General features: G+C 72.5%; 18 protein-coding genes and 1 pseudogene. 9 read left to right on the forward strand and 10 right to left on the reverse strand.

The features are described 5' to 3' along the window. Window positions 1-471 precede the first annotated feature (471 nt). A complete protein-coding gene (locus IE244_RS08710) occupies window positions 472-2,298 on the forward strand; it encodes an AMP-dependent synthetase/ligase (RefSeq protein WP_191872225.1) in 1,827 nt (608 codons plus the stop codon). 292 nt (window positions 2,299-2,590) lie between these two features. Then, window positions 2,591-3,427 carry an aldo/keto reductase gene (locus IE244_RS08715; RefSeq protein ID WP_191872226.1) on the forward strand — a complete coding sequence of 279 codons (837 nt, stop codon included), beginning with the start codon at window positions 2,591-2,593 and terminating at the stop codon, window positions 3,425-3,427. Window positions 3,428-3,572: 145 nt separating this feature from the next. Here the strand turns inward: IE244_RS08715 and IE244_RS08720 are convergent, their stop codons facing one another. Then, window positions 3,573-4,184 carry a hypothetical protein gene (locus IE244_RS08720; protein WP_191872227.1) on the reverse strand — a complete coding sequence of 204 codons (612 nt, stop codon included), beginning with the start codon at window positions 4,182-4,184 and terminating at the stop codon, window positions 3,573-3,575. 221 nt (window positions 4,185-4,405) lie between these two features. Here IE244_RS08720 and IE244_RS08725 point away from each other — a divergent pair, with 221 nt between their 5' ends. Beyond that, window positions 4,406-5,116, forward strand: coding sequence for a glycoside hydrolase family 75 protein (locus IE244_RS08725; protein WP_191872228.1), 711 nt, complete (start codon window positions 4,406-4,408; stop codon window positions 5,114-5,116). A gap of 51 nt (window positions 5,117-5,167) precedes the next feature. Here the strand turns inward: IE244_RS08725 and IE244_RS08730 are convergent, their stop codons facing one another. After that, a complete protein-coding gene (locus tag IE244_RS08730) occupies window positions 5,168-6,094 on the reverse strand; it encodes a class I SAM-dependent methyltransferase (RefSeq protein WP_191872229.1) in 927 nt (308 codons plus the stop codon). 136 nt (window positions 6,095-6,230) lie between these two features. Between IE244_RS08730 and IE244_RS08735 the strand changes: the two genes are divergently transcribed. Beyond that, the gene (locus tag IE244_RS08735; RefSeq protein WP_373305720.1) at window positions 6,231-7,058 is read left to right on the forward strand and encodes a phytanoyl-CoA dioxygenase family protein; all 828 of its coding nucleotides are present in this window, start codon (window positions 6,231-6,233) and stop codon (window positions 7,056-7,058) included. Here the strand turns inward: IE244_RS08735 and IE244_RS08740 are convergent. From IE244_RS08740 to IE244_RS08755, 4 genes and pseudogenes are all read right to left on the reverse strand, one after another. Next, window positions 7,040-7,419, reverse strand: a pseudogene (locus IE244_RS08740) (hypothetical protein); the annotation flags it as partial. The gene IE244_RS08735 and the pseudogene IE244_RS08740 sit on opposite strands and share 19 nt — an antisense overlap. Window positions 7,420-7,428: 9 nt before the next feature. Further along, a complete protein-coding gene (locus tag IE244_RS08745) occupies window positions 7,429-8,178 on the reverse strand; it encodes a class I SAM-dependent methyltransferase (protein ID WP_191872233.1) in 750 nt (249 codons plus the stop codon). Window positions 8,179-8,183: 5 nt separating this feature from the next. Continuing rightward, complete coding sequence (locus IE244_RS08750; RefSeq protein ID WP_191872235.1) at window positions 8,184-8,489, reverse strand: 4a-hydroxytetrahydrobiopterin dehydratase; 306 nt, start codon at window positions 8,487-8,489, stop codon at window positions 8,184-8,186. A gap of 242 nt (window positions 8,490-8,731) precedes the next feature. Then, a complete protein-coding gene (locus IE244_RS08755) occupies window positions 8,732-9,826 on the reverse strand; it encodes an ADP-ribosylglycohydrolase family protein (protein ID WP_373305721.1) in 1,095 nt (364 codons plus the stop codon). A 30-nt stretch (window positions 9,827-9,856) separates the two neighbouring features. On the opposite strand from IE244_RS08755, the gene IE244_RS08760 reads away from it, so the two are divergent. Beyond that, window positions 9,857-10,696 carry a helix-turn-helix domain-containing protein gene (locus tag IE244_RS08760; protein WP_191872237.1) on the forward strand — a complete coding sequence of 280 codons (840 nt, stop codon included), beginning with the start codon at window positions 9,857-9,859 and terminating at the stop codon, window positions 10,694-10,696. Between the two features lie 99 nt (window positions 10,697-10,795). Beyond that, a complete protein-coding gene (locus tag IE244_RS08765) occupies window positions 10,796-11,659 on the forward strand; it encodes a Sco1979 family transcriptional regulator (RefSeq protein WP_191872240.1) in 864 nt (287 codons plus the stop codon). Window positions 11,660-11,666: 7 nt separating this feature from the next. Here the strand turns inward: IE244_RS08765 and dnaK are convergent, their stop codons facing one another. The 3 genes from dnaK to IE244_RS08780 all read right to left on the reverse strand — a co-directional run bounded on the left by dnaK (window position 11,667) and on the right by IE244_RS08780 (window position 16,532). Then, window positions 11,667-13,532, reverse strand: a complete 1,866-nt coding sequence (dnaK, locus tag IE244_RS08770) for a molecular chaperone DnaK (protein WP_191872242.1) — start codon at window positions 13,530-13,532, stop codon at window positions 11,667-11,669. Window positions 13,533-13,671: 139 nt separating this feature from the next. Continuing rightward, window positions 13,672-14,097 (reverse strand): OsmC family protein, encoded by a 426-nt coding sequence (locus IE244_RS08775; protein ID WP_191872244.1) that lies wholly within the window; start codon window positions 14,095-14,097, stop codon window positions 13,672-13,674. Between the two features lie 146 nt (window positions 14,098-14,243). Continuing rightward, window positions 14,244-16,532, reverse strand: coding sequence for a phage holin family protein (locus tag IE244_RS08780; RefSeq protein ID WP_268252885.1), 2,289 nt, complete (start codon window positions 16,530-16,532; stop codon window positions 14,244-14,246). Window positions 16,533-16,702: 170 nt separating this feature from the next. Between IE244_RS08780 and IE244_RS08790 the strand changes: the two genes are divergently transcribed. Next, window positions 16,703-17,539: an RNA methyltransferase gene (locus IE244_RS08790; protein WP_191872245.1), complete on the forward strand. Its 837-nt coding sequence runs from the start codon at window positions 16,703-16,705 to the stop codon at window positions 17,537-17,539. Window positions 17,540-17,617: 78 nt separating this feature from the next. On the opposite strand, the gene IE244_RS08795 is transcribed toward IE244_RS08790, so the two are convergent. Continuing rightward, window positions 17,618-18,052, reverse strand: a complete 435-nt coding sequence (locus tag IE244_RS08795) for a hypothetical protein (RefSeq protein ID WP_051926908.1) — start codon at window positions 18,050-18,052, stop codon at window positions 17,618-17,620. 85 nt (window positions 18,053-18,137) lie between these two features. Between IE244_RS08795 and IE244_RS08800 the strand changes: the two genes are divergently transcribed. Both IE244_RS08800 and IE244_RS08805 read left to right on the forward strand, forming a co-directional pair. Next, window positions 18,138-18,911 (forward strand): MBL fold metallo-hydrolase, encoded by a 774-nt coding sequence (locus IE244_RS08800; protein ID WP_191872246.1) that lies wholly within the window; start codon window positions 18,138-18,140, stop codon window positions 18,909-18,911. After that, window positions 18,908-19,519, forward strand: coding sequence for a DedA family protein (locus tag IE244_RS08805; RefSeq protein ID WP_191872247.1), 612 nt, complete (start codon window positions 18,908-18,910; stop codon window positions 19,517-19,519). Before IE244_RS08800 ends, IE244_RS08805 begins: the two co-directional genes overlap by 4 nt. Window positions 19,520-19,525: the final 6 nt, after the last annotated feature.

Raw genomic sequence — 19,525 nt, forward strand, 5'->3', positions numbered from 1 at the left:
GGCGGGCATCGGGTGCCCGCCCAGGGCCTCGCGACGGAGTGCAGCGCGGCCGGCCGGCGTTTGACCGAGGACTCCGAGCTGCCTGTCGCCCGCTGGAGCCGGGGGAAGGGGGTCCGGTCGCACCCCGCCGGCGAACCCGTGCCCGGACCTGCCCGCATCGCACCCGAGGACGAACCTCTGCCGGCCGCCCTGGAGAGGCATATGCGCGCCTTACGTGGCGATAAGTACGGTGTGCGCCGTAATCGCCGCGTACAGATTCGGTGGAGATTACGGCACCGAAACTTACTGACCCGTCAGTATCGTGTCCGGCCCTTCCCCATGTGCGGGCATTTTCCGGCCACGGACGAACCAAAACGTGAGGTTTGCTCGGTTTCCGACCCCCTCCCGCCCGGTGACGGCGTGGGGTAGCTTTCACCGCGCTGTGCCGCGTACCACGGGCGTGACCAAGCAGTGAGGATCGGGGAGCGAGGTTTGCGCGAGTTCACCAACCCGCCGCTCACGTCGGCACCGCCGGTGGGCGGTCTGGCCGACGCGGTCTTCGAGCATGCCCGGACGGACCCCACGCACATCGCCCTCGGCCGCAAGGACACCTCGGGGCAGTGGCGGGAGGTGACCTCCGCCGAGTTCCGCGACGAGGTCCTGGCCCTCGCCAAGGGCCTGCTCGCGCGCGGGATCCGCTTCGGCGACCGCGTCGCGATCATGTCCCGCACCCGCTACGAGTGGACCCTGTTCGACTTCGCCCTGTGGTCGATCGGCGCCCAGGTGGTCCCCGTCTACCCCACGTCCTCGGCCGAGCAGTGCTTCTGGATGCTCTACGACGCCGAGGTGTCCGCGGCGATCGTGGAGCACGAGGACCACGCGATGACCATCGCCACCGTCATCGACCGCCTCCCGCAGCTGCGCCAGCTGTGGCAGCTGGACGCGGGATGCGTGCAGGAGCTCTACGACGCGGGGGCGCACCTGGACGACGAGCTGGTGCACCGGCACCGGCAGGCGGTCACCCCCGAGTCGGTCGCCACCATCATCTACACCTCGGGCACCACCGGCCGCCCCAAGGGCTGTGTCCTCTCGCACGCCAACTTCATGTACGAGGCCGACACGATGATCCAGCGGTGGCAGCCGGTGTTCCACACCAAGAAGGACGACGAGGCCTCCACCCTGCTGTTCCTGCCGCTGGCGCACGTCTTCGGGCGGATGGTGGAGGTCGCCGCGATCCGCGGCCGGGTCCGCTTCGGGCACCAGCCGCAGCTGAACGCCGCGGCCCTGCTGCCCGACCTGCAGGCCTTCAGGCCGACCTTCATCCTCGCGGTGCCGTACATCTTCGAGAAGGTCTTCAACGCGGCCCGCCGCAAGGCCGAGAAGGAGGGCAGATCCGGGCCGTTCGAGAAGGCGGTCGACATCGCGGTGAAGTACGCGGAGGCCGTGGAGGCCAAGGCGTGGGGCACCGGGCCCGGCCCGTCGGCGGGGCTGCGCATGCAGCACCAGCTGTTCGACAAACTCGTCTACTCCAAGGTCCGCGCGGCCATGGGCGGCCGTATACGGAATGCGATGTCCGGCGGTTCGGCGATGGACCGCCGGCTGGGCCTGTTCTTCGCGGGCGCCGGCGTGCAGATCTACGAGGGCTACGGCCTGACCGAGTCGACGGCCGCGGCGACCGCCAACCCGCCCGAACGCACCCGCTACGGCACCGTCGGCCAGGCCATCCCCGGGGTGACCGTGCACATCGCCGACGACGGGGAGATCTGGCTGCACGGCGGAAACGTCTTCCAGGGCTACCTCAACAACCCCAAGGCCACCGACGAGACCCTGCACGAGGGCTGGCTGGCCACCGGCGACCTGGGCTCGCTCGACGAGGACGGCTATCTGACCATCACCGGCCGCAAGAAGGAGATCCTGGTGACCTCCGGCGGCAAGAGCGTCTCGCCCGGTGTGCTGGAGGAGCGGGTCCGTGAGCATCCGCTGGTCAACCAGTGCATCGTCGTCGGCAACGACCGCCCCTACATCGCCGCCCTGGTCACCCTGGACCAGGAGGCCGTGGAGCACTGGCTGCAGATGCGCGGGAAGCCGAGGATGACCCCGGCCGAGCTGGTGCGCGACCCGGACCTGGAGACGGAGGTGCGGCGGGCGGTGGTCGCCGCCAACACCCTCGTCTCCCAGGCCGAGTCGATCCGCACCTTCCGCATCCTCGCGCAGCCGTTCACCGAGGAACACGGTCTGCTCACGCCGTCGTTGAAGCTGAAGCGGAAGGCGATCGAGAAGGCGTACGACAACGAGGTCGAGGCGCTCTACCGGACGTGAGAGATCTGATGGGGCGCCGGGTGACCGTGCCCTTGTGGGAGCCGGACCGCAGGCCGGTGACCTCGCCGGAGCCGGTGAAGCCGACCTGGGACCGGTTCACCTCGGCGGTGGCGGCGCCGGAGGCTCCGGTGTGAAACGGCCGTCACACGGTCGCCGTTCCCCGGCCGGCCTCCACCCCGAGGACTGACTGACCGGCCAGTCGGGTCGGATCGCGCGATCAGGAATGCGGGACGGCGCGTGATCGTTGACGATGGGAGTACCACCTGTCGGCAACCGAAGGATCAAGAAGCTCGTGAGCAGCAAGGTCCCCCCGATCATCCTCAACAACGGCGTCGAGATGCCCCAGCTGGGCTACGGCGTCTGGCAGGTGCCGGACGACGAGGCCGAGCGGGCCGTCGCCACGGCGCTGGAGGCCGGGTACCGCAGCATCGACACAGCGGCGATCTACGGCAACGAAGCGGGCACCGGCAAGGCCATCGCCGCCTCCGGCCTGCCCCGCGCGGACGTCTTCGTCACCACCAAGCTCTGGAACAGCGACCAGGGGTACGACTCCACGCTGCGCGCCTTCGACGCGTCGCTGGAGAAGCTGGGCCTCGACTACGTCGACCTGTACCTGATCCACTGGCCGCTGCCGTCCCGCGACGCCTACCTCGACACCTACAAGGCGTTCGAGAAGCTGCTCGGTGACGGGCGGGCCCGCGCCATCGGCGTGTCCAACTTCCTTCCCGAGCACCTGCGGCGACTGATCTCCGAGACCTCGGTCATCCCGGCGGTCAACCAGATCGAGCTGCACCCGCATCTGCAGCAGCACGCCGCCCGCGAGCTGCATGCCGAGCAGGGCGTCGCGACCGAGGCCTGGTCGCCACTGGGCCAGGGCAAGGGCCTGCTGGAGGTGCCCGCGATCGTCGCGATCGCGCGGAAGCACGGCCGCACCCCGGCCCAGGTCGTGCTGCGCTGGCACATCCAGCTCGGCAACATCGTGATCCCGAAGTCCGTGACGCCGGCCCGGATCAAGGAGAACATCGAGGTCTTCGACTTCAGCCTGGACGACGAGGACCTCGCGGCGATCAGCGCGCTCGACGAGGACCGCCGCCTGGGCCCCGATCCGGCCACCTTCGACATGGCCTGACGCCCCTCACGGCCGTCCGCCCCACGCACAGCGGGGTGGACGGCCGTCCGCGTTCCGGGCCCCCGCGCGCACCCGGGCCGCCCGCGCCGAGCGGCCGTCCGCTCCCCGGCGTCAGGCCGCCCCGGCCGGGAGCGTGCCCCGGTGCTCAGTCACCCCGTACGTCGGCGTGCAGGATGTCGAACTCCTCCAGGGCGATCACCGCGATGTGGGCCTTGGCCGTGCCCTCGCGGCGGATCGCGGCCTGGCCGGCCCGGGTCGCGGCGAGGGAGGCGCGGTCGGCGAAGAGGACGCCGGTCATGCCGCGCCCGCGTTCGCGGTCCAGGAAGAGGGCCGCCCCGGCGAAGCCGGGCAGCACCTCCAGCCGGGGCAGCACACCGGCGTGGAAGGTGTCGGCGGCGAGGTCGGCGTCGGCCGGTTCGCAGTCGAAGCGGGTGAGCCGCAGCCCACCACCGGACAGGACCCGCTGCCCAGCGTGGTAGACGGCGGCCTCGTAGTTCTCGACGGCGACGGTCCCGGCGAAGGGCTGCAGCAGCTCCGCCCGCCGGACGCTCATCACCTCGTCGCTGACGCGCCGCGCGTCCGCGGACTCCCACCAGCTGACGGTGAGCAGTTTGCCGAGGTCGCGGTCGACGAAGACACCCGCTCCCCGGTATCCGGGGCGCTCCTCCAGCAGGTCGTGCCCGCGGGTGTTCAGGGCCCGGACGGCCGTGCCCAGCTGCGCCGGATCGCCGGTCGCGTAGACCGTGCGTACGAACATGCGCCTCGCCTCCCGGAGCCATACCCCCTGTCCGGCCTGCCGGCCGACAGCCACCGACATATCCGTAATCGCCGGTTCATCCAGTTTTGCCATGGTCATAAATCACCGCAATACGCGCGCATTTCACCAGTTCGCAGCGGTGGACTTGACGAGGACATGCATACGGGGCCACGGTGTACGGCACTGGTAAGGAAACTTTCCTAACAGAAGGGCCCCCCACCGTGCGCCTTCGAAACCTGACCCTCACCGCGGCCTCCGGAGCCGCGCTGCTCGCCGCCGGAGTGCTTCCCGCGCACGCGTCCTCCGCCGGCTCCACGCCGCGGACCGCCCCGGCCTCCGCCCAGGAGGGCTCGGTCAGTGCGGCCGACCTGCTGGCCAAGGTGAAGTCCTGTTCCCAGATATCGAACGGCAAGTACAAGACGGACGACGAGACATCGGCCACGGTCCCCGTGTGCGGCAAGAACGGCGCGGTGTTCTGGAAGGCCGACATGGACATCGACTGCGACGGCCAGCGCACCACCAACTGCAACGCGGACCGCGACCCCTGGTACCAGGACGACACCGCCTTCCACCAGTCCGACGGCAAGCCACTGAAGGCGGAGTCGCTGCCGTACGTCGTGGTCCCCAGCTCCAGCAGCATCTGGAACTACTCCGGTGCCGGCATCAAGGGCGGCGGCGTGGTCGCGGTCGTCTACGACAACAAGGTCGAGTACGCCGTCGTCGGCGACACCGGCCCCACGAAGATCATCGGCGAGGCGTCGTACGCCACCGCCAAGGCGCTCGGCATCGACCCCGACCCGGCCACCGGTGGCGTCGACTCGGGCGTGACGTACATCCTGTTCAAGAACTCCAAGGCCTCCCCCATCGAGAGCCACAGCGCCGCGGTCTCGCTCGGCGACCAGCTGGCCAAGCAGTTCCTGGCCGCCAACTGACCGCCGCTCCCCCTCGGTCCACCGGCCCCGCTCGCCGTGCCCGGCGTCGGATCAGACCGGCCGTACCGCCCGGTGCACCGTGTGGGCCGCCAGCACGAACACGTCCGGACGCCGGTGGGCGCTGCCGGGATCGGCGGGGTCGAGGAGGCGGTCGAGGGTGGCGAGGTCCTCGGCGTCCAGGGCGTCGGCGTGGACCTCGCGGGCCCGGGCCAGGGCGGAGACCACGAAGGCGCGCGCCCGGTCCGGGACCGGGGCGGGCACGTCGAGGAGGAAGCTGCGGGTGCCCGTGTGCTTCAGGCCCGCCCCGGCCAGCAGGGCGGGCCAGTCCTCGGTCTCTGCGACCGCGCCGGGCAGCTCGGCGCGCATCCGGGCGAAGCGGTCCTCCTGGGCCACGTCGATGCGGGCCTGGAGCCCGGGACGGCCGAAGCCGATGTCCCGGGGCAGCCAGCGGACGGGCAGGCCGCCCTCCAGGATGGCCAGCGTGCCGCCGGGGGCGAGCCGGGCGGCGAACGCGGTGAGCGCGGCCTTCTGGTCGCCGAGGTGGTGCAGGCTGCGGCTGGCCCACAACAGGTCCGCCGGATACTCCAACTCCCCGAGTGAGTCGGGCAGTTCACCGGCCAGGGTGCCGAAGCGGTCGGCGACGCCCAGCCGGGCGGCGCGGGCGCGGGCACGTTCGAGAAGGGGGACGGAGGCGTCGGCGGCGACCACCCGCGCACCGGGGAACGTCTCCGCCATCAGACAGGCGATCACCCCGGGTCCGCTGCCCGCGTCCACGATCAGACCGGGCTCGGTCACCTCCTTGCCCAGCCAGGCCAGGGCGCGCGCGTACGCCGGGCCGAACAGCTCGGCCTCCGCCTCCAGCAGCGCCGCGACGGCGGCCCAGTCGACCGTGCCGCCGTGGTCGTGGCTGTGCGCGTGGGGGGCGGGGTCCCCCTGGTGGGCCCGCTGGTCGTGGGGGATCTGCCGGTCGTGTGCCATGGCGGTCAGCCTCTCGCTCGGGTGCGGCCAGCCTGCGACGGCGCACGGGGGCGGTGCCACTTTCGTTGCCGGTGCCGCAAAAAACGTGCCGGTGCCGCAAAAACCGGGATGCGCGGGAGCGGGCGGAGCGGCCAGCATGGCGCCCGTGGACGACGACCTTGTGACCCGCTTCGTGACCGACGGCTTCGTGAAGATCGAGGGTGCCTTCCCTCCCCGGGTCGCCGCGGACTGCGCCCGGCTGCTGTGGCGGGAGACGGGGTACGACCCGGACGACCCGAGCACCTGGAAGAAGCCGGTGGTCCGGCTGGACGGCATGGCGCAGGGGCCGTTCGCGGCCGCCGCCAACTCCCCTGCCCTGCATGCGGCGTTCGACCGGCTCGTCGGAGCGGGCCGGTGGGAGCCGCGGTACTCGCTGGGCACGTTTCCGCTGCGCTTTCCGCACCCGGCCGAGCCGGACGACGCGGGCTGGCACATCGAAGGCAGCTATCTCCCCGAGGGCGAGCAGGGGTACTTCGCCAACCTGCGCTCCAGGGACCGCGCGCTGCTGATGCTGTTCCTGTTCAGCGAGGTCACCGAGGCCGACGCCCCGACGCGGATCCGGGTGGGCTCGCACCTGGACGTACCGCCGCTGCTGGAGCCGTACGGCGAGGCGGGCGTCTCGGGGCTGGAGATCGCGCCGCAGGTGGTGGCGGCCTCAGCGCACCGGCCGCTCGCGTACGCCACCGGCCGTCCCGGTGACGTCTACCTCTGCCACCCCTTCCTGGTGCACGCGGCCCAGCCGCACCGCGGCACCCGGCCCCGCTTCATGGCACAGCCGCCGCTGGATCCGGCGGTGCCGTACGAACTGGACCGGCCCGACGGGGCGTACTCACCGGTGGAGCGGGCGATCCGCCGGGCCCTGCGCCGCGGGCGGCCCGGGCCCGGCGGCCGTTCACCGCGCCGGTGTCACGACAGCGACGGGTAGGCGTTCCGCATCAGCTGCTGGAACCGGGCGGAGGACCAGTGCCCGGACAGCGGCGCGTTCGGCAGGGCGCCGGACATGCTGTCGTTGGCGCGGGCGTTGCCCGTGTGGGTCGGGTCGCACATCCGGTCCAAGCCCTTGCCCTCGTCGTGGGCGACGGCGAGACCAGCTCGTCGCGGAAGGCCCGGGCGAAGGACAGCTCGTCGGTGGACCGGTTCCAGTCGACCCGCTTCGACTGGCGCACGGAGGCGCCGTCGACGGTGTCTCCGATCGTGAAGTCGTCCTCCTTCAGGGCGCTGTGGTCGGCGGTGTCGGTGATGAAGCCCTGTACATCGTCTACAGTCGCCCCCGCGCTGGTGGCCGCGCCCGGTCCTCAGCCCGGCGTCGGCTTGCGGTAGGCGCGCAGCGCGAACACCGGGTCGGGGCGGGGGCGGTCCTGGTCCGGCAGACGGGCCAGGCGGGCGGCGAAGTCCTCCGTGCGCGGCTCTCCCGGCGGGAGCCGGGTGAACCAGCCGCGGCGCAGGTCGGTGATGGTGGTGCGGGGGCTGCGGCCCTGACCGATGCCGGGGAACGCGGTGCCGCCGGCCGGCCGCAGCCCGTGGCGCAGGGCGTGCGCGGTGACGGTGGGGGCGGCGTCCTGGGCGGGGCGGCGCGGGCGGGTGGCGAGGACGGCGTCGACGTCGCTGCCGACGTCGTGGGCCGCCGCCTTGTCGACGGTGGTGACGTACACGCCGCCGGGGCGCAGCACGCGGGCGCACTCGGCGACGATGGCCCGGACGTCCTCGGCGTCGTCGAGCAGGTGCAGCAGCCAGATGCTGGTGACGGCGTGGAAGGTGTCGGTGCGGAAGGGCAGTCGGCGGCTGTCGGCCCGTACGACCGCGCCCGGCAGCCGGGCCCCCGCCATGCGGACCATGGCGGGGGTGAGGTCGGCGCCCGTCACCCGCAGCGCGGGGCGGTCGGCGGCCAGTCGGCGGGTGACGATGCCGGTACCGCAGGCCACGTCGAGGAGGTGGCCCGGGCCGTCGGGGACCAGACCGAGGACCGCCTCGGCGGCCGCTGCGGCGCGGGCCTCGCCGCCCCGGGACGCGTCGTAGGCGTCGGCTTCCTTGTCGTAGTCGAGCACGTCCCTCAGTGTGCGCCGTGACCTGGGGCGATGTCCTCCACCCTGAGGGCGAGAGCGAAATCCTTCTCGGTGACGGCGCCGCCCGCGCTGTGGGTGTTCATCCCGAGGGAGACGGTGTTGTAGCCGAGGGTGAGATCGGAGTGGTGGTCCAGCTCGTCCTGGAGGGCGGCGATGTGCATGACCAGCGCCGCCGCCGCGACATGTGAGCCCAGGCGGTAGGAGCGGGTGAGCCGGCCGGACTCCACCGACCAGCCGGGCAGCTCGGCGAGCCGGTCCTCGATCTCCTTCTGCGACAGCGGTTCGACGGCCATGGCCGGGGCTCCCTTCGAGGCGGCGGGAAGGAGGGGTACGGATTGAGCCTGCCACGCCGGCCGTGTGTGTACTCCGCCCGCGTCGTCCACCTGCGGAGCCCCGGCGTCCCGCTCCGCGCACTCCCCCGCGTCAGCCGCCCGCACGCCCCGCCGGATCAGGCGAGCACGCACTCCGCCACGCCATCAGGCGCCCCACACCCCGCGAGGACGGGTGCCCCGCACCCCCGGCACACCCCGCCGCCTCAGCCCTGCGCGCACTCCGCCGCGAGGTCGTCGGCGAGGGCGGCGATCGTGGCCCGGCCCTCCACCTGGGCCACCCAGGCGTGCGGCAGTCCGGTGTCGCCGTGCCGGGCGCCCAGCAGATTGCCGCAGATCGAGCCGGTGGAGTCGCTGTCGCCCGAGTGGTTGACGGCCAGCAGCAGGGCGCGTCCGGCGGCGGGTTCGACGAGCGCGCAGTAGACGCCGATGGCGAGGGCCTCCTCGGCGACCCAGCCCGCGCCGAGGGACTCCACCTTCTCGGCCGTGGGCGCGCCGTCGGCGGCGAGGTCCAGGGCGGCGCGCAGGGCGGAGGTGGTCTCCGAGTGGCCGCGGTGCCGTTCCAGCAGCCGCAGCGTGCGCAGCACCGCTCCCTCCAGGGAGTCCCCGGCGACCAGGTGGGCCACGATCGCGGCGAGGGCGCCGGCCGCGTAGTAGCCGGTGGGGTGGCCGTGGGTGATCTGGGCGCCGCGCGCGGCCATGGCGAAGGCCGCGTCGGCAGAGGTGACCAGGCCGAAGGGGGCCGAGCGCATGACCGTGCCGCAGCCCTTGGAGCCGGGGTTGACCCGGCCCGGTGCGCCGTCGAGCGGAAGCGCGGGGTCGGGCGCGTACGACTGGGCGATGCCGGACAGGCAGGCGTTGCCGGGGGCGCGGCGGGCGTACAGCCAGGCCTCGTTGACCAGGCCGCCGGCCGGTGCGGCGGGCTGCTGCGGGGCCGGCCCGGACTGGGTCTCCAGCCAGCGCTCGTACGCCTGGCGCAGCAGCAGCGGCCAGGCGCCGCCGACGCCCTTCGCCCGCTCCCGTGCGTGCGCCTGGATCAGGGCCTCCACGGTGAACAGCGTCATCTGGGTGTCGTCGCTGATCAGACCTACCGCGCCGGACGCGTCGGGGACGAGGCCGGTGACGCCGCGCGCACCGTGCGCGGCGCGGATGTGGTCCAGGGAGGAGAACTCCACGGCGTAGCCGAGGGCGTCACCGAGCGCGCCGCCGAGGAGACAGCCGCGGACCCGGGCCCGGTACACGGCCGCGGTCTGAAGGGACGGGGCCCGCCACGGCACCGGCCACGGCTCGTTCGTGCGCACCTGGACAACTCCTCGACTACGGTCGGACGTATGACCATTGTCGCTTCCGGCCGCGCAGCGTCCGCCACCGCCCCCGCCGCCTCAGACAAGGGCGTCGGCCCGCTGCTGCGGGCCTGGCGGGAGCGGCGCCGGGTCTCCCAGCTGGAGCTGGCGCTGCGCGCCGACTCCTCGGCCCGGCACATCAGTTTCATCGAGACCGGCCGGTCCCGGCCCAGCGAGGAGATGGTGCTGCGGCTCGCCGAGCACCTGGACGTGCCGGTGCGCGAGCGCAACTCCCTGCTGCTGGCGGCCGGTTACGCGCCGCACTATCCCGAGACCCCGCTGGACGACCCGGCGCTGGACGCGTTGCGCGACGGCATGGAGCGTCTCATCCAGGGCTACGAGCCCTATCCTGCGCTGGTGGTCGACGCCGGCTACACGGTCGTCGCCGCGAACCGGGGCATCGCCATGCTCCTGGACGGCGTGCCGGAGAAGCTGCTGAGTCCGGCGCCGAACGCGATGCGGCTGACCCTGCACCCGGAGGGGATGGCGCCACGCATCCGCAACCTGCGCGAGTGGCGCGGGCATCTGCTGGCGCAGATGGAGCGGCAGATCGCCCTGGAGCGCTCGGACCGGCTGCGCGCCCTGTACGAGGAGGTGGCGGCCTACCCGGTGCCGGAGGAGGACGCGCCGGGCGGTGAACCGGACGAGCCCGTCGCGTACTTCGCGCTGCCGCTGCGCATCGAACTCGGCGGCCGGATCCTGTCGTTCGTGTCGTCGATCTCCACGTTCAACACGCCGATGGACGTCACGGTCGCCGAACTCGCCATCGAGACGTTCCTGCCGGCGGACCCGGCGACCGCCAAGTACCTGCACACCCTGGCCGGTTGACCCCTCCCACGCCGTCCGGATCCTTCTCGGACCGGTGTGCGAGAGGGGATCACATGGCAGACTGCCCGGGTACCTCGGCGCGTGAGGGGAGGGCGTGGCGTGAGTGAGCGGCGGGCTGCGCCCACCGTGGGCCAGGTGGTGCTCGGCAAACGGTTGCAGGAACTGCGGGAGGCGGCCGGCCTGGGCCGCGAGGAGGCCGCCCGGGTGCTCAGGGTGGCGCCCGCGACCGTACGGCGGATGGAGATGGCCGAGGTCGCGCTGAAGATCCCGTACGTGCAGGTGCTGCTGGACACCTACGGGGTGGCCGAGGAGGAGGCCGCCGCGTTCGTGCGGCTGGCCGAGGAGGCGAACCAGCCGGGCTGGTGGCAGCGGTTCCACGACGTGCTCCCGGACTGGTTCAGCCTGTACGTCAGTCTGGAGGGCGCCGCCCGGATCATCCGCTCCTACGAGCCGCACTTCGTACCCGGTCTGCTGCAGACCGAGGACTACGCACGGGCGGTGCTGGAGGCCGGGACCATCGGGCAGAGCTCGCCGCAGACCGTGGAACGGCATGTGTCACTGCGCATGGAACGGCAGCGGCTGCTGGAGCGGGAGGATCCGCCCCATCTGTGGGTGATCATGGACGAGACGGTGCTGCGGCGTCCGGTGAGCGGGCGCGGCGAGGTGATGCGGGCGCAGCTGGACCGGCTGCTGGACTACGCCGAACGGGACCGGGTCACGCTGCAGCTCGCCGAGTTCGCGGCGGGCCCGCATCCGGGGACGTACGCGCCGTTCACGCTGTTCCGGTTCGCCGAACCGGAGCTGCCGGACATGGTGTTCACCGAGTACCTGACCGGCGCGCTCTACCTGGACTCCCGCCGCGAGGTCGCCGCGCATCTGGAGGTGCTGGACCACATGACGGCACGTGCCGCGTCGGCGCAGCGCACCCGGACCCTGCTGCGGGAGTTCCGCAGGAGCCTGTGACCTCCCATCAGGCCGCGCCGCCCTTGGCGTCCCTGTCCTCGTCCACGATCTCCGCGTCCACCACGCCCTCCTCGTCGGGGGCGGAGGCCTGTTCCGTGCCCGCCTGGCCGCCTCCGGTGGCGGCGGCGCCCTCGTACATGGCCTGCCCCATCTTCTGGCTGACGGTGGCGAGTTTGTCCACCCCGGTGCGCAGGGCGGTGGTGTCGGCGTTCTGTTCCAGCAGCGTCTTCAGTTCCGCGACGGCCGTCTCGACCTCGCCGCGGGTGTCGGCGGGGACGCGGTCGTGGTTGTCACGGATGAACTTCTCGGTCTGGTAGACCAGTTGCTCGGCCTGGTTGCGGGTCTCGGCCGCCTCGCGGCGCTTGCGGTCCTCCTCGGCGTACTGTTCCGCGTCCCGCATCATGCGGTCGATGTCCTCCTTGGCGAGGGCGGAGCCGCCGGTGACGGTCATCTTCTGCTCCCGGCCCGTCGCCAGGTCCTTCGCCGAGACGTGCATGATCCCGTCGGCGTCGATGTCGAAGGCCACCTCGATCTGCGGGATGCCGCGCGGGGCGGGCGGCAGCCCGGTGAGGTCGAAGACGCCGAGCTTCTTGTTGTAGGCGGCGATCTCGCGCTCGCCCTGGTAGACCTGGATGCCGACCGAGGGCTGGTTGTCGGTGGCGGTGGTGAAGATCTCCGAACGGCGGGTGGGGATCGTGGTGTTGCGTTCGATCAGCCTGGTCATGATGCCGCCCTTGGTCTCGATGCCGAGGGACAGCGGGGTCACGTCGAGGAGGAGCACGTCCTTGACGTCGCCGCGCAGGACGCCGGCCTGGAGGGCGGCGCCGACGGCGACCACCTCGTCGGGGTTGACACCCTTGTGCGGGTCCTTGCCGGTGAGGTCACGGACCAGGTCGGTGACGGCCGGCATCCGGGTGGAGCCGCCGACGAGGATGACGTGGTCGATCGCGGACAGCTCGATCCCCGCGTCCTGGACGGCCTGGTGGAAGGGCTTCCTGCACCGGTCGAGCAGATCCGCGGTCAGCTCCTGGAACTGGGCGCGGGTCAGTTTCTCGTCCAGGTGCAGCGGGCCCTCGGCGGAGGCGGTGATGTAGGGGAGGTTGACCGAGGTCTCCGAGGACGAGGACAGCTCGATCTTGGCCTTCTCGGCGGCCTCGCGCAGCCGCTGCACCGCCATCTTGTCGGCGGCGAGGTCGATGCCGTGGCTCCCCTTGAACCGCTTCACCAGGTGCTCGACGATCCGCTGGTCCCAGTCGTCGCCGCCGAGGTGGGTGTCGCCGTTGGTGGCCTTCACCTCGATGACGCCGTCGCCGATCTCCAGCAGGGACACGTCGAAGGTGCCGCCGCCGAGGTCGAAGACCAGCACGGTCTGTTCCTCGCCGCGGTCCAGGCCGTAGGCGAGGGCGGCGGCGGTCGGCTCGTTGATGATCCTCAGCACCTTCAGGCCCGCGATCTCGCCGGCCTCCTTGGTGGCCTGCCGCTGGGTGTCGTCGAAGTACGCCGGTACGGTGACCACCGCGTCCGTGACGTCCTCGCCCAGGTAGGCCTCCGCGTCCCGCTTCAGTTTCTGCAGCACCCGCGCGGACAGCTCCTGCGCGCGCAGGCGGGTGCCGTCGACCGAGCCCTCCTCCGGGAAGCGCCAGCTCGCGTCGCCCATGTGGCGTTTCACCGAGCGGGCGGTGCGCTCCACATTGGTCACGGCCTGCCGTTTGGCGACCTCGCCGACCAGCACCTCGCCGTTCTTCGCGAACGCCACCACGGACGGTGTGGTCCGCGCACCCTCCGCGTTGGTGACGACGGTGGGCTCGCCGCCCTCCAGGACGGCCACCACCGAGTTCGTCGTCCCGAGATCGATCCCGACCGCACGTGTCATGGTCCGTCCCCTTCCGCCCGGGCGCCTGCCGCTCTCCCAGCACATGACGTGCCTGCGGCGCTGTCAATGCCCGGGTTCCCCGGGAACGGCGATGCCGCGCCCCTGAAACGGGACGCGGCATCCGGGGTCGTACGAGCCCTCAGGCCAGCTCGGCCGTCAGGGTGATGGTCGTACCGGTCAGGGCCTGGCTGACCGGGCAGTTCTTCTTGGCGTCCTCGGCGGCCGAGGCGAAACCCTCGGCGTCCAGGCCCGGCACCTCGCCGCGCACGGTGAGGTGGATGCCGGTGATGCCCTCGCCCGGCTGGAAGGTCACGTCGGCGTTGGTCTCCAGGCGGGTGGGCGGGGTGCCGGCACCGGCCAGGGCGTGCGAGAGGGCCATGGAGAAGCAGCTGGAGTGAGCACCGGCGATCAGCTCCTCGGGGCTGGTCTTCCCGTTCGCGTCCTGGGAGCGCGAGGCCCACGTGACCGGCTGCTCGCCGATGCCGGAGGAGTCGAAGGTGACGACGCCGTTGCCGTCGACCAGGTTGCCTTCCCAGACCGTGTGCGCGGTGCGCGTGGTGGCCACGATGATTCCTTTCCGTCGGATCCCGTTACGGGGGCTTTCCGTACCCCTATCCGATCACATCCGGACTCCCCGCACTCCGAAGACCGGCCCACGCGCGGTGAACGGGAGGTGACTTCCCGCAGGGGGCGGGTGGGCGCGGCCGGGTTTCAGGCGGCCCGCTCGTCCTCGGTGGCCTTGGTGTCCTCGGTGAGGGGGATCTGGGGGCCGTTCAGCTCGTCCAGCCAGCGGCGCAGTACCCGGTGGACGTGTTCGGCGCCGGACAGTTCCCCGTCGTCGGCCGGGGCGGACAGCTCCAGCGGCGAGAGCAGGAACGGGTGGGACTGGGCGCCGCCGAGACCGCCGTGCGAGCCGATCTGCTCCTCGAAGGCGAGGACCTCGCCGTCGGCGGGGTCGAAGGCGGAGTTCACCATGATGTCGGCGGTGTGCGGGAAGGAGTGGGTACGGCGGACCGCGTCGGCGGCGCCGGGGCCGAAGCGGGCCAGCGGGCCGGGCTCGTCGTCGAGCCGGGCGAGCGGGATCTCGGCGCCGTGGGCCCCCAGCACCACCCCGTCGTGCTCCTCGCCGCGTACCAGCAGGAAGCCGATGCCGGGATGGTTGGCGAGGGTGGTGAGCAGGGCGGGGTGGCGGGCGTCGATCTCCTCCTTGGTCATGCGGTGGGACACGTCCGGGAAGGAGACCAGGCCGAGGTTGCCGGATGCCAGCACGATCGGCTCGGAGCCGGGGACAGGGCGGTGCCGCTCGTTCCCCTCCTCCACGGGGCGGCGCAGCGCGGCACGGACGGCGGCGCGGGCCTCGGCCCCGCTGTGCGTGCGGTCGGCGCGGCGTGGCACATGCAGTCCGCAGCCGGCCCGGACGAGGTCGCCGAGCGTGAGGCCGTAGCGGGAGCGGAAGGTCTCGCCGGGGCTCTGCCCGTGGTCGGAGAGGACGACGAGGTGGTACGGGCGGGGCGCGTGCTCGGCGACCCGCTGCAGCAGGGCGAGGGAACGGTCGAGGCGCTGCAGGACCTTCTCGGCGTCCCGGCTGCACGGGCCGGAGTGGTGGGCGACCTCGTCGTAGGCGACGAGGTCGGCGTAGACGGCGGTGCGGCCGGCGAGCATGTCCCCCATCACCGCGGCGACGACGACGTCCCGTTCGACGACGGTGGCGAAGGCACGGACCAGCGGATACAGGCCGCCGCGGCTCACCCGGGGGCGCTGCCTGCGGAGCCGGGCCCGGACGGACTGGCCGATCTCGCGGGCCACCTCGGCGACGAAGGACAAGGCGGTGCGGACGGCGTTGGCGGGGTCGGAGAAGTAGGCGAAGTACCCGGCGCGGGAACGGTTCTCCCGGCTGCGGCGGCGGGCCGCGATCGACAGCACGAGGGCCTGCTCGCCGGCGCCGCCGCTGAACAGGTTGCCGCGGCTGGCGCCGTCCACGGTGAGCAGTCCACCGTCGCCGGCATGCAGCATGGCGCGGCGCTGCAGTTCGGCGGCGCTCGTCGGCCGGTTGCACACCATCACCTCCCCGCGGTCCTTCTCGTACCAGCGGAAGGCGGGCACGTCGAAGGTGCTGCCGTGGAGGATGCCGAGCTGGCTGGCGCCGGTCTGGCTGGACCAGTCGGTGCGCCAGGGGGTGAGGCGGTGGGTCGGCCGTGGACGGCCGCCGGTCGGCTGTATGCCGTCACCGGTCGACCGTATGCCGTCTCCGGTCGCCGGCAGGCCAGCCGCCCTCATCTGTATGCGGTCGGTCGTCTGCGGCTCGCCGCCCGTCGGCTGTACGCGATCGACCGTCTGCGAGGCGTCGCCGGTCGGCTGTATGCGGTCCACCGTCTGCCGGTCATCGCCGCCCGTCGGCTGTATACCGTCGCCCGTCGCCAGCCAGCGCGCGACCGTGGGCATCAGGCCCTTGCGCACCGCGTCCCTGAGGACGTCGTGGCCGACGCCGTCGAGCTGGACGAAGACCAGGCCGGGGGTGGTGGGGCAGGGCGGGTCGGATCTGCGGCGGCGTGCGGCGAGACGGTGCAGGCGGCGCCGGTAGGTCTCGTCGTCGCGGACGGCGAGGGCCGCGCCGGTGGCGGAGGCGACGGCGGACATCACCGCCGCCACGATGACGGCGGTCTCCGGGGCTGCCTCCCCGTGGCCGGAGGGGTTGATGCGCAGGGCGAGCAGCAGCAGGGAGCCGTTGAGGAAGAAGACCAGCAGGCCGAGCACGAGCGCGGGGACGAGCAGCAGGAGCCGGACCAGGAGGGGCCAGACGACGGCCGACAGCACACCGAAGGCGCCGGCGCCGCAGGCGGCGGTGACGGCGATCCGGGTGGCGCTGTCGCCGTCGGCGGACTGGAGCCGGAAGTCGGGCAGGAGCACGGCGAGGACCAGCATGGTGAGGGTGGAGGCCGCCCAGACGACGACGCTGCGCCCGATCTGACTGGCGACCCGTCGCCACCGCACCCCTCGCACGCCCCGTACCCCCCACGTCCGGGCCCGCCCGACGTCTTCCGGGCCTCGCTCCACCTTGTCACACGGGCTGCGGTGCACAGCAGGAAGCGGTGCCTCGGTACCACCGCCTTCCCAAACCCTCCTAGGCTGGCGCGGATACCGCCTCAATACTGGCTCAGCTTGGAGAACACGTGCCGCCGGTCCAGCGCATCACCTCACGCAACGCCCGCTTTCAGCAGTGGGAGTCACTGCTGAACAACCGCAACAAGCGCACGCGAGCACGTGAGTTCCTGGTGCAGGGTGTTCGCCCCGTCTCGATGGCGGTCCGGTACGGCTGGCCCGTCAAGGCGCTGGTGTACGACGCCAGGCGGACGTTGTCGCAGTGGGCGGAGGACCTGCTGCGGACCGTCGACGCCGAGCGGGTCGCCATGGCGCCGGACATACTGGCGGACCTCGGGGAGAAGAACGAGAGCGCGCCGGAGCTCGTCGCGGTCATCGAGATGCCGGCCGACGACCTCGGCCGGTTCAGCGCCGACGGCGACTTCCTGGGCGTCCTGTTCGACCGGCCGACCAGCCCCGGGAACATCGGCAGCATCATCCGGTCAGCGGACGCCTTCGGGGCGCACGGGCTCATCGTGTCGGGGCACGCGGCCGATGTGTACGACCCCAAGTCGGTGCGGGCGAGCACCGGTTCGCTGTTCGCCGTGCCCGCGGTGCGCGTGCCCTCGCCCGGCGGGGTGATGGCCTGGGTCGAGGCGAAGCGGGCCGCGGGGCAGTCGATCGTGCTGGTCGGCACCGACGAGAAGGGGGACTGTGATGTCTTCGACTTCGACTTCACCCAGCCGGTGTTGCTGCTGGTGGGCAACGAGACGTCCGGGCTGAGCAGCGCCTGGCGGGGCCTGTGCGACCACACGGTCAGCATTCCGATGACCGGGTCGGCGAGTTCGCTGAACGCCGCGAACGCCGCGACCGCCGTGCTGTACGAGGCTTCCCGGCAGCGGATCGCCGCGCGGAGGCGTACGGCCTGACCGTCAGCCGCCGCGGACGTGCCGGCCCACCGCCTCCAGCCGCGGTCGCCGTCGCGGCCACGGTCGCCGTCGCGGTCGCTAACGGCCGTCGTAGCCGGCCGTAGGCATGGAGAGCCGGCGGTGTACGCGGGCTTTCATCTGCGCGTCGTAGGACGGCTCGGCGCGCCCGACGGTCTCCACGCGTACGCCGCGTCGGACGCATTCGGCGGTGAACGCCTCGACCGAGGACACGGCGCGCCGGAGCACGCGCAGGCTGGGCGCGACGAAGACGTCCACGCCGGGCCGGACGCCGTCCCACAGGGCGCAGTGGTCGAAGCGCAGTCCGCCGACGAGGAGTTCCCGGGCGATGACGTAACCGCGTTCGGCGGCCCAGCGGGCGCACATGGCGTGCTGGCTGCGGGAGTCGACGAGGAAGGGATCCGCCTCCAGTTCTTCCAGAGGGGTCAGGCTCGCGATGGCGGTGACCCGCACCACCGCCGCGAGCGCGTCGGGAGAACCCCGCAGCTGTCCCATGGCGTCCCCCCTCACCTCCGGGTTTCGCCGCTGACCCTACTCCTGCCCGTAGGCTTCGGGGAGTCGCGCGAAGGAGGCGAAGAAGGTGCCGGTGGAGATCACCTGGTGGGGTCACGCCACCTGCACGGTCCGGGACGCGAACATACGTGTGCTCACCGATCCTCTGTTCGCCCGCCGGCTGGCGCATCTGCGGCGGCGCCGGGGTGTGCTGCCGCCGGCCGAGGCCCGTCGCGCGGACGCGGTGCTTGTCTCGCATCTGCACGCCGACCACCTGCATCTGCCCTCGCTGGCGGACCTCGCCCCGGGCACGCGCCTGCTCGTGCCCCGGGGCGCACCACGGGCGGTACCCGGCTTGCGCCGGTTGCGGCAGCTGCGGGTGACGGAGGTGGCGCCCGGGGACGAGGTGCGGATCGGTGAGCTGCTGGTACGGGTGGTGCCGGCGCTGCACGACGGGCGGCGGCTGCCGGTGGGGCCGCGGCGTTCGCCCGCGCTCGGCTATGTCGTGGAGGGTGAGGCGCGGACGTACTTCGCCGGGGACACCGGGCTGTTCGACGCGATGGCCGAGCGGGTGGGGCCGGTGGACGTGGCGCTGCTGCCGGTGGGCGGCTGGGGGCCGTACCTCGGTGCGGGGCATCTGGACGCGGGGCGGGCGGCGCGGGCGCTGGCGCGGCTGGCGCCGCGGGCGGCGGTGCCGGTGCACTACGGGACGTACTGGCCGATCGGGATGGACGCGGTGCGGCCGCACGAGTTCCATGCGCCGGGTGACGAGTTCGTGCGGCTGGCGGCCAAGGCGGCGCCGGGCGTGGCGGTGCACAAGCTGGGGCACGGGGAGCGTGTGCGGCTTGAGGTCGCGCGGTGAGGTGGCTCGCCGACGCGTCGACGGCCGTCGCGCCCGAGTCGGCGCAGCGGGCGATCGGGTATCCGATGCTGTTTCTGCTGGTGTGCCTCGGGGCGTTGGTGCCGGTCGTGCCGACGGGGGCGCTGGTGAGTTCGGCGGCGGTGGTGGGGTTCCATCAGACGGCGCCGTTCTCGTTGGCGCTGGTGTTCGTGACGGCCTCTTCGGCCGCGTTCCTCGGGGACGTCGCCCTCTATTGGCTGGGGCGGCGCGGGATGGGTTCGAAGAACGGGTCGCGGTGGCTGGCGGCGATCCGGTCGCGTGCGCCGGAGGAGCGGCTGGCGCAGGCGCGGGGGAAGCTGGCCGAGCACGGGGTGGCGGTGCTGGTGCTGTCCCGGCTGGTTCCTGCGGGGCGGATACCGGTGATGCTGGCCTGTCTGATGGCGGAGTGGCCGCTGCGGCGGTTCGCGCGGGGGAACCTGCCGGCCTGCCTCGCGTGGGCGGTCACGTATCAGGTGATCGGCATCCTGGGGGGTTCGTTGTTCGAGGAGCCGTGGGAGGGTGTCGTCGTGGCGGTTGCGCTGACCGTGGTGATCAGTGCGGCGCCGGGTGTGGTGCGGCGGTTTCGGTAGCGCCGC

Source organism: Streptomyces filipinensis (assembly GCF_014649495.1).
GTDB lineage: Bacteria > Actinomycetota > Actinomycetes > Streptomycetales > Streptomycetaceae > Streptomyces > Streptomyces filipinensis.

What these genes read in the sequence shown, in the direction of transcription:
- IE244_RS08760 (WP_191872237.1), top strand. Translation starts at nt 9,857, where the DNA reads ATGACCATTGTCGCTTCCGGCCGCGCAGCGTCCGCCACCGCCCCCGCC.
- IE244_RS08750 (WP_191872235.1), bottom strand. Translation starts at nt 8,489, where the DNA reads ATGGCCGTCGAACCGCTGTCGCAGAAGGAGATCGAGGACCGGCTCGCC.
- IE244_RS08795 (WP_051926908.1), bottom strand. Translation starts at nt 18,052, where the DNA reads ATGGGACAGCTGCGGGGTTCTCCCGACGCGCTCGCGGCGGTGGTGCGG.
- IE244_RS08730 (WP_191872229.1), bottom strand. Translation starts at nt 6,094, where the DNA reads ATGGCACACGACCGGCAGATCCCCCACGACCAGCGGGCCCACCAGGGG.
- dnaK (WP_191872242.1), bottom strand. Translation starts at nt 13,532, where the DNA reads ATGACACGTGCGGTCGGGATCGATCTCGGGACGACGAACTCGGTGGTG.
- IE244_RS08720 (WP_191872227.1), bottom strand. Translation starts at nt 4,184, where the DNA reads ATGTTCGTACGCACGGTCTACGCGACCGGCGATCCGGCGCAGCTGGGC.
- IE244_RS08735 (WP_373305720.1), top strand. Translation starts at nt 6,231, where the DNA reads ATGGCGCCCGTGGACGACGACCTTGTGACCCGCTTCGTGACCGACGGC.